The organism is Thiohalocapsa sp. (assembly GCF_019695415.1).
Classification (GTDB): domain Bacteria; phylum Pseudomonadota; class Gammaproteobacteria; order Chromatiales; family Chromatiaceae; genus Thiohalocapsa.
The window spans coordinates 3,401-11,393 of the sequence record NZ_JAIFKJ010000095.1 but is presented as its reverse complement, the minus strand read 5'-3'; the positions used below and the strand labels follow the sequence as shown (position 1 = coordinate 11,393).

Below are 7,993 nucleotides of genomic sequence, written 5' to 3'. Positions count from 1 at the left end.
TTCGACTAAGAAGCCGTTCAGCAGTAAGGCGACCAGCAACAGGTTAAACACCGGTGCCAAGTCCAGAATGGGAGTGGCTCGGAGACCGATGCTCAGAAAGAAACCCGCCACAAACATGCCTTTTAGGCCGAGCAGCGCCTTGGCAAGCTCGCCGGACTTTGGATGGGACGCCACCATGACACCGAGCAGCAATGCGCCCAGGTCGCCCTTGACGCCGAACAGATCGAAGACCTCCGCCCCGCCGATGCCCAGGGTGAGACCGAACAACAGCAGCAGCTCCCCATGGCCCGCGCGCTCGAGCAGCCAATCGAGCGCTGGCCGGGCCCAGATGAGGCCGAGCAGCAGCACGGCCCACAGGCTGGGCACCTTGCCGGCGGAGAAGGCGAGGAACACCACGGCCGCCAGGTCCTGCATGATCAGGATGCCGATGGCGAGGGTGCCGTACAGCGACGCCATCTCACCCTTCTCTTCCAGCACCTTCACGGCGAACACGGTGCTCGAAAAACTGAGCGCGAAGGCCAACACCAGCGCCGGGCCGTACTCGATGCCGGCGACGTGCGGCAGCCCGAGCCCGCCGAAAGCGAGCAGCAGCGGCACGAACACGGCAATGACGCCCAGCATGTGCAGCGACGCCACACCCCAGACCTGCGGCGCCGCCAGGCTCTTCAGTTTGAGCTTGAGACCGATGGTGAACAGGAGCAGCGTAACGCCGAGCTCCGACAGTGCACTGATGACCGGCCCCTCTTCGGCACCGAGCCCATTCAGCACAAAGCCCGCCACCAGGTACCCCACGAGCGGTGGTAAGCCGTAGTGCTTGGCGACGACACCGGCAGCGAAAGCAACGGCAATCCAAGTGATGGCGTCGAACATCGACGATGACTCCTCTGTTCGGGCGCTGATCAGCGACCTTCGCCGATCCCGATTGCGATTCCGATGGCTCTCCCGCAGAGACCTCGGCGCCCCGGCACCATACCGAGCCGGCGAACTTGACGTAAAGCACGACACGTGCCGATTCCCGCCGGTGCACCAAGGCGCGTGACGAGACCGTTACGATATACTCGACCCGCGCGTTGTCCTGTCCTGGACATCGCCGACTGCCACCCCGAAAACCGCTCAACGATCAAGGGTCAATCCATGTCCGAATACAACGCGGAGGACGTCCGCAACGTCGCCCTCGTCGGCCATGCCGGTGCCGGCAAGACCACGCTGGTAGAGGCGCTCCTCGCCGCAGCCGGCGCCATCAAGGAGCCGGGCAGCGTGGACAAGGGCACTGCGGTCTGCGACTGGGACGACATGGAGAAAGAGCTGAAGCACTCCCTGGACGTCGGCATCACGGGCTTCACCACCCACGGCAAGCACATCAACCTGCTGGACACCCCCGGCTATCCGGACTTTCTGGGCAGGGCGCTGTCGGTGCTGAGCGCCGTGGAGACCACCGCCATCGTCGTGAATGCCGAAAACGGCATCGAGCCCCTGACCCAACGCATGTGGAAGGCCGCGGATCAGCGCAACCACTGCCGCATGCTCATCGTCAACCGCATCGATGCGGACGGCGTGGACCTGGGCGCCCTGACCGCGCAGCTGCGCGAGGCCTTCGGTGCGGAGTGCCTGCCCATCAACCTGCCAGCGGACGGCGGCAAGCGCGTCATCGACTGCTTTTTCAACCCGTCCGGTGACGGCGCCGACTTCGCGAGTGTGGAGGAGGCCCACAGCCAGATCATCGACCAGGTGGTGGAAGTCGACGAGGAGCTGATGGAGCGCTACCTGGAGCAGGGCCAGGCGCTCAAGCCCGAGCAACTCCACGACGCCTTCGAGGAAGCCCTGCGCGAGGCGCACCTGGTCCCCATCTGTTTCTGCTCCGCGGCGACCGGCGCCGGCATCCCGGAGCTGCTGGAGGTCTTGGTGCGGCTGATGCCCAATCCCGCCGAGGGCAACCCGCCGCCCTTCATGAAGGGCGAGGGCGCCGACATGCAGCCGGTGCGCGTCGTCCCGGAGCCCGATAAGCACGCCATCGCCCACGTCTTCAAGGTCGTCAACGACCCATTCCGGGGCAAAATCGGCATCTTTCGCATCCATCAGGGGCGTGTCGCCACCAACGGCCAGCTCTTCATCGGCGATGCACGCAAGCCCTTCAAGGTAAGCCACCTGTTCCGGGTGCACGGCGCGGACCTGATTGAAGTCGACGAGGGCGTACCGGGGGACATCCTCGCTGTGACCAGGGTGGACGACATCCATTTCGACGCAGTGCTGCACGACTCCCACGACGAAGATCACTACCACCTCACCAGCATGGAGTGCCCGGTGCCGCTGTTCGGGCTTGCCGTTACCGTCGCCAAGCGCGGCGACGAGCAGAAGCTCACAGACGCCCTGCACAAGCTCGAAGCCGAAGACCCCTGCTTCCACGTGGAGCACAACGCCGCCGCCAACGAGACGGTCATGCGCGGCCTCGGCGAGCTGCACCTGAAGGTGCTGATGCGAAGGCTCTCCGAGCAGTTCCACGTAGACATCGAAACCAAGCCGCCGAGCATCCCGTACCGAGAGACCATCACCGCCAAAGCGGACGGCCACCACCGCCACAAGAAGCAGACCGGCGGCGCCGGCCAGTTCGGCGAGGTGTATCTCCGCATCGAGCCGCGGGACCAAGGCGCGGGCTTCGAGTTCGTGGACGAGACCGTCGGCGGGTGCATCCCGAACCAGTTCATCCCCTCCATCGAGAAGGGCGTGCGTCAGGTGCTGGAGGAAGGCGCCATCGCCGGCTATCCCATCCAGGACGTGCGTGTGGCCGTCTACGACGGCAAGTCGCACCCGGTTGACTCCAAAGACATCGCCTTTGCCACGGCCGGCAAGAAGGCCTTCCTGGATGCCATGGAGAAGGCCAAGCCCGCCATCCTGGAGCCGGTCGTCAAGATCCGCATCACGGCCTCCGACTCCCACATGGGCGACCTCGCCGGTGACCTCTCAAGTCGCCGCGGGCGCATCCAGGGCAGCGAGTCCAAGAGCCGCGGGCGCATCGTCATCGAAGGTGAGGTGCCGCTGGCGGAGCTGGAGGGCTACGAGTCCCGACTCAAGTCCATCACCGGCGGCGAGGGCAGCTATACCATCGAGCTCAGCCACTACGAGGCGGTACCCGGCAACATCCAGAAGCAGCTGGCGGATGCTTTCCAGAGATCGAGTGACGAGTAATCACGAGGGGGGAGTATCGAGCGGCGAGGGGCGAGGCATTGACGATGCAGGGCACGCCTGCGGCCGGCGCCTCGGTGCTCGAACCCCGCCACTCGAAGCTGGGCATCGCCCTTGGCGGTGGGGCCGCCCTGGGCTTGGCGCACATCGGCGTGCTGCGCGTGCTGGAGCGCGCTGGGCTGGCTCCGGGCGTTGTCAGCGGGACGTCCATGGGTGCTGTCGTCGGTGCCGCCTACGCCGCCGGCAAGCTGGATCTGCTGGAGGCGCTGGCGCGGGAGGTCAACTGGCGCCGGGTGCTGCGCCTGACCGACTTCCAACTCGGCGGCAGCGGGGTGCTGGAGGGCAGAGCCATCGAGCGCGAGCTGCGGCGCCACTTCGGCGAGCAACGCATCGAAGACCTGCCGATCCCCTTCGCGGCCGTGGCCACAGACCTCGGCACCGGTGCCGCCTGGACGGCAACCGCGGGAGACCTGGTCACCGCGGTGCGCGCATCCATCTCGTTGCCCGCGGTGTTCGCGCCGGTGCGGGTCGGCGGCCACCTGCTGGTGGACGGCGGGCTGGTGGCGAACGTGCCCGTGGCCGCCACGCGGGCACTGGGCGCTGATATCGTCGTTGGCGTCGACGTCACCGCGGACTTCGAGGGCGTCGCCGCCACCGTCGGCCTGCGTGACCACCTGCTGCCGGAGGGGCAAAGGCACGGCATCCGTGCGCGCCTCTGGGCGGCCGTGCCGCGCCGCTTGCGAGGCTGGCCCCTGCTGCGCCGGTTGCGCGCCTGGGCCGACGAGCCGAGCCTAATCGCCGTCGCACTCGCCTCCAGCGCCCTGGCGCTGCGACAGCTCTCCCTGCAACAGAATGCTGCCGACCCGGCGGCGCTCACAGTCACGCCGCGGGTGGGACACATCTTCCACGGGGAGTTCGACCGGGCCGAGGAGCTGATCCGCATCGGCGAGGCGGCCATGGAGGAATCCCTCGACGCGCTGTCAAACCTGACCCACTCAATCCGAGCAGCGCCGTCCTGAGCTTGGACTTCGCCCCGACATGCTACCGGCTCCGCTGCGCCGCAGGGGAATGCCGCCAAAGAGCGGTCGACTGCGCCCGTTAAGAATTGTGGTCCCAGCGGACTTTCACTGAACCTCACGCGCTGCGCCGCATGCGGCGCGCGTCCATGGTCAGCCGCAGGGCGCCGTACCCCAGTCCTCATGTCCACGCCCGGGCCAACACTGCACCTGGAGGCCGGCCCAGGTGAGCTGCCAGTCGGCACCTTGCGGCTCGAACTCCAGGCGATGGCGCTGGCCGCGCACGGAATCATCCGGCAACCCCACCTGGGTGAACAGAACCACTTGCTGGTCGTCGGTCTCCGACAATAGTTCTGCGCTTTCCGAGTAGTTGCCTTCCACGGCCTCAGTCATCCCGAAGAGGTCCTGGGCCACGGCCAGCGGGTCGGCGCCGGCGCTATCACCGGCAGGCAATGGAACGGGATCAAATGGGGCCCGGCCCGGATCGGCGTTGAGGGCTTCGCTTTGCGCATCTTCGGGCGGAGCGGCGCAGCCTGCCAGCAGCACCGTGATCAGGAAGAGGCCGTAGGTAAGCCATGCGAGGAACGGACGAGCTGCCGAGCGCCGGCGCGGACTGACATCGGTGATGTATGGAGCAGTCATGCGTCCGGGTCTCCATCTGTCTCTGATCCAAGGATGATACCGGAACCCCAAGCCGGCACCGTAGCGCCGACGCGGCCGCAGTCAGCCATGAGGTTGGCACCTAGGGGCCTGCCCTTGCTCAGCCGGCCGTGCTGTACTCACTCTTGGAGCCGGTGAGGTCCCAGGCGAAGGTGCAATCGAGATGGGACAGCACGGAGATGAGCCCGCTCTCACCGTCCTCGACGAGCACGGCGATCGGGGCACGCTTACCGAACTGCTTGTTGCCGCGCTTCATCCACATGTCGCGCATTTCCGGGTTGCGCGGAAAATAGGTATGCAGTGCCTCCTCGATGCGCAGCAAGTAAGCAACCCGGCGATCCACATTGACGTCCACGGGGAAGGCCTCTTCTTCGCGGAAGCGGGCCAAGTTGCGCGCCTTCACGGACTCCGGCAGCTGCAGCAGGCGGATCATGTCCTGGGCGCTCAGGTTCCAGCTCTCGAGCATGCTCATGACCTTTCGGGTCATGCTGTGGCGTTCTTCGGTGGTGAGCTCTGTCATGGGCTTTGACCTAGGTTTGGAGCCTTGCAGCGGCCCTGTGCTGTCGCCGCGGAGGCATTGCTGCGGGGGCATAAATGACGGCCACACCGCAATCCGAAGGGGCTGCCGCGGAGCTGTCGCTGCCGGTGCTTCTGATTGGATCACAGTGCTGCCAATGAATGACACCAGCCGACATGCAGACGAAAACCCAGCATTCAACCCGGAAATCGTCCTGACGCGTACCCTCCGGGCCGCAAAGCCAGGTTCGTCCCCGCGGCGGGGCCTCGGTCAGCTGTCGGGCGCCACGCGCGTGGCGTCCAGCCCGATGCCGATGGGACCGCGCTGCAGCCAGATCTCGAGCACCTGACCGTCGCGGCGCACCGTCACCGGCACCAGCTCCCCGCGGGCACCCGCGCTGGTGGCCTCGCGCAGGTCCTGGAATTCCAATACCTGGGCGTCCCCATAGCGCTCGATGACATCGCCCGGTTGGAGACCACCCTCCTCCCCCGCGGAGCCGGGTATCACCGAGTCCACGGCGACACGGTTCGGCTGACCGGTTTCGTAGAGATACCGATCATAGGCATCGAGGCCGATCGCATCCTCGTTGGCCGCCGTGTGTGCGTTGTGGGGGCGCTAGGCCTCTCGGTAGCGGTGGGGGCTGAGCCAACCGTCGCGGGCGGCTTCGGCGCGCAGATCCGGCGTGGCCAGCGACAACTGCGAGCGCGGCCAGATGAGGTCGTCCGCCACCTCGGCCGTTACGCCAGCGCGCAGCAGGGCAGCGCGCTGCTCCGCCGGCGATGCCGGCCGGCGGCGCTGTCCGTCAGCGGACTCGGCGTCCGGCTCAGCGGCATCACGCTCCACCCGCGCCACGCGTTGACGCAGCTCCGCCAGCTCCGCCTGCATGCGGCCCCAGCCGTCGGTGAGCTCCTCGATGCGCGCCGCCAGGGCGTCGGTCACCTCAGGCGACACGGCGGACAGCGCCGGCTCGGTATCGGGCTCGGCATCCTGCGGCGGCTCGGGCGCGGACGCCGGCACTGTCACCGAAGCGACATCCGGCACTGCCTCTTCGGCAGACGGCGGCTCCGAGACCATTTCCGGGACCGACGCCGGCTCCGGGACGGGCGGCGCCTCGCGCAGGACATCGGAGAAGACGGTGGCGCCGGTGAGCAGGCCAGCAAAAAATGTGGCCGTGGCGGTCAGTATCAGTTGCGTGCGTTGCTGCATGGTCTGGGGCGTCTCGCGCCGTTGCGACTGGCTGCGTGCGGATGCCGTTTAGGCTGCCCGGGCTCGGTGATGTTCCGCAACCTCGGGATCGCGTCGACCGGACCGCCCCCAGCGCGTGCGCCGCCGCGCCGCGGGCTCAGGCGGGCAGCCGATCCAGCAGCGTTTCGAGTGTGCGGCCGATGCCGGTGTAGACCTCGGGGCCCGCTGCACGCATCTCGGCGGCCGTCTGCACCCAGCGATCCGGCACGAGCTCCTCGCCGCATGCATCACACAGGGCGCGCACGCTCTCGGGAGTGGACTCGAGGTGACACTGGAGCCCCAGCACCCGATCCTCCACGAGGAAGGCCTGATGCGTGCAGGCTTCGCTCTGCGCCAGCTGCAGGGCACCCGCCGGCAGATCGAAGGTGTCGCCGTGCCAGTGGTAGACCATCTGCTCCACGGGCAGGCCTTCGCAGAGGTCGAGGCGCTGCGCCTGGGCCGTCAACCGAATGGGGTGCCAGCCGATTTCCACGTGCGCGTTGCGGTACACCCGCGCCCCAAGGGCAGCAGCAATGAGCTGCGCTCCCAAGCAGATCCCCACCACGGACTTGCCGGCCGCGACGGCATCGGCGATGAACGCCTGCTCGGCCACGAGCCACGGATAAGCCTCGGTGTCACCGACCCCCATGGGCCCGCCCATGACGACGAGACGGTCGAAATCCGTCGGCGCCGGCAAGGGATCGCCGGCATACAAACGGCAGATGTCGAGCGGGTGGCCTCGACGCGAGGCCCAATCTGCGATGGCCGCAGGCCCCTCGAAAGGGACATGCTGGAGCACAAGGATGCGCATCAGCCAATCCTGACCATTGACACCAGTCGTCCCGGTGGCCCTGTCGTTCGGCTATATTGCCGGATTACGTCAGGCAGGTTACGTGAGCGACCGGGCGAACTGCAACCGTCTGCTGCCCTTTGCATCAAGCCCTGCACGTTCCTGCACCCAGACTACAGCGCCGAGGCATGCTGCGATGACCGAGACCGTACGTTGGCTTTCCGAGCTGGGCATGGACGATGTCGGCATCGTCGGCGGCAAGAACGCATCGCTCGGGGAGATGATCCAACATCTGACCGCGGTGGGCGTGCGGGTGCCCGGCGGCTTCGCGACCACGGCTGCGGCGTACCGGGAATTCCTCTCCGCCAGCGGGCTCGCCGAGCGCATCGCGGCCGAGCTGGAGCAGCTGGATGTCGACGACATCGCCGCGCTCAGCGAGGCGGGGCCAAAGATCCGCGGCTGGATCATCGAGCAGCCCTTCCCGGCGCGCCTGGACGCCGACATCGAGGCTGCCTACCACGAGCTCGTCGGCCAAGATGGCAACGAGACCGCCTCATGGGCCGTGCGCTCGTCGGCCACCGCCGAGGACCTGCCGGATGCCTCCTT

At 67.2% G+C, this 7,993-nt stretch carries 9 protein-coding genes; 3 read left to right on the top strand and 6 right to left on the bottom strand.

Annotated features, from left to right (window positions below; all coding sequences use genetic code 11):
* A partial coding sequence (locus tag I6U14_RS01890) for a cation:proton antiporter (RefSeq protein ID WP_296896423.1) occupies nt 1-870 on the bottom strand: 870 nt, incomplete at its 3' end.
* Between the two features lie 264 nt (nt 871-1,134).
* Between I6U14_RS01890 and fusA the strand changes: the two genes are divergently transcribed.
* The gene (gene fusA, locus I6U14_RS01885; protein ID WP_296896422.1) at nt 1,135-3,183 is read left to right on the top strand and encodes an elongation factor G; all 2,049 of its coding nucleotides are present in this window, start codon (nt 1,135-1,137) and stop codon (nt 3,181-3,183) included.
* Nucleotides 3,184-3,227: 44 nt separating this feature from the next.
* Nucleotides 3,228-4,199 carry a patatin-like phospholipase family protein gene (locus I6U14_RS01880; RefSeq protein WP_296896420.1) on the top strand — a complete coding sequence of 324 codons (972 nt, stop codon included), beginning with the start codon at nt 3,228-3,230 and terminating at the stop codon, nt 4,197-4,199.
* A gap of 150 nt (nt 4,200-4,349) precedes the next feature.
* On the opposite strand, the gene I6U14_RS01875 is transcribed toward I6U14_RS01880, so the two are convergent.
* The 5 genes from I6U14_RS01875 to I6U14_RS01855 all read right to left on the bottom strand — a co-directional run bounded on the left by I6U14_RS01875 (nt 4,350) and on the right by I6U14_RS01855 (nt 7,408).
* On the bottom strand, nt 4,350-4,838 hold the full coding sequence (locus I6U14_RS01875) for a hypothetical protein (protein WP_296896418.1): 489 nt from the start codon (nt 4,836-4,838) through the stop codon (nt 4,350-4,352).
* A gap of 118 nt (nt 4,839-4,956) precedes the next feature.
* Complete coding sequence (locus tag I6U14_RS01870) at nt 4,957-5,376, bottom strand: DUF2384 domain-containing protein (RefSeq protein WP_296896417.1); 420 nt, start codon at nt 5,374-5,376, stop codon at nt 4,957-4,959.
* A gap of 267 nt (nt 5,377-5,643) precedes the next feature.
* Complete coding sequence (locus I6U14_RS01865; RefSeq protein WP_296896416.1) at nt 5,644-5,889, bottom strand: PDZ domain-containing protein; 246 nt, start codon at nt 5,887-5,889, stop codon at nt 5,644-5,646.
* 99 nt (nt 5,890-5,988) lie between these two features.
* Nucleotides 5,989-6,579 (bottom strand): hypothetical protein, encoded by a 591-nt coding sequence (locus tag I6U14_RS01860; RefSeq protein WP_296896415.1) that lies wholly within the window; start codon nt 6,577-6,579, stop codon nt 5,989-5,991.
* 136 nt (nt 6,580-6,715) lie between these two features.
* Nucleotides 6,716-7,408 carry a type 1 glutamine amidotransferase gene (locus tag I6U14_RS01855; RefSeq protein ID WP_296896414.1) on the bottom strand — a complete coding sequence of 231 codons (693 nt, stop codon included), beginning with the start codon at nt 7,406-7,408 and terminating at the stop codon, nt 6,716-6,718.
* A gap of 175 nt (nt 7,409-7,583) precedes the next feature.
* Between I6U14_RS01855 and I6U14_RS01850 the strand changes: the two genes are divergently transcribed.
* Nucleotides 7,584-7,993, top strand: a 410-nt coding sequence (locus I6U14_RS01850; protein ID WP_296896413.1) for a PEP/pyruvate-binding domain-containing protein, incomplete at its 3' end; no start/stop codon positions are given.

Bases quoted from the DNA above. Each gene is read 5' to 3' on its own strand.
- fusA (WP_296896422.1), top strand. From the start codon at position 1,135: ATGTCCGAATACAACGCGGAGGACGTCCGCAACGTCGCCCTCGTCGGC.
- I6U14_RS01855 (WP_296896414.1), bottom strand. From the start codon at position 7,408: ATGCGCATCCTTGTGCTCCAGCATGTCCCTTTCGAGGGGCCTGCGGCC.
- I6U14_RS01860 (WP_296896415.1), bottom strand. From the start codon at position 6,579: ATGCAGCAACGCACGCAACTGATACTGACCGCCACGGCCACATTTTTT.
- I6U14_RS01880 (WP_296896420.1), top strand. From the start codon at position 3,228: ATGCAGGGCACGCCTGCGGCCGGCGCCTCGGTGCTCGAACCCCGCCAC.
- I6U14_RS01870 (WP_296896417.1), bottom strand. From the start codon at position 5,376: ATGACAGAGCTCACCACCGAAGAACGCCACAGCATGACCCGAAAGGTC.
- I6U14_RS01875 (WP_296896418.1), bottom strand. From the start codon at position 4,838: ATGACTGCTCCATACATCACCGATGTCAGTCCGCGCCGGCGCTCGGCA.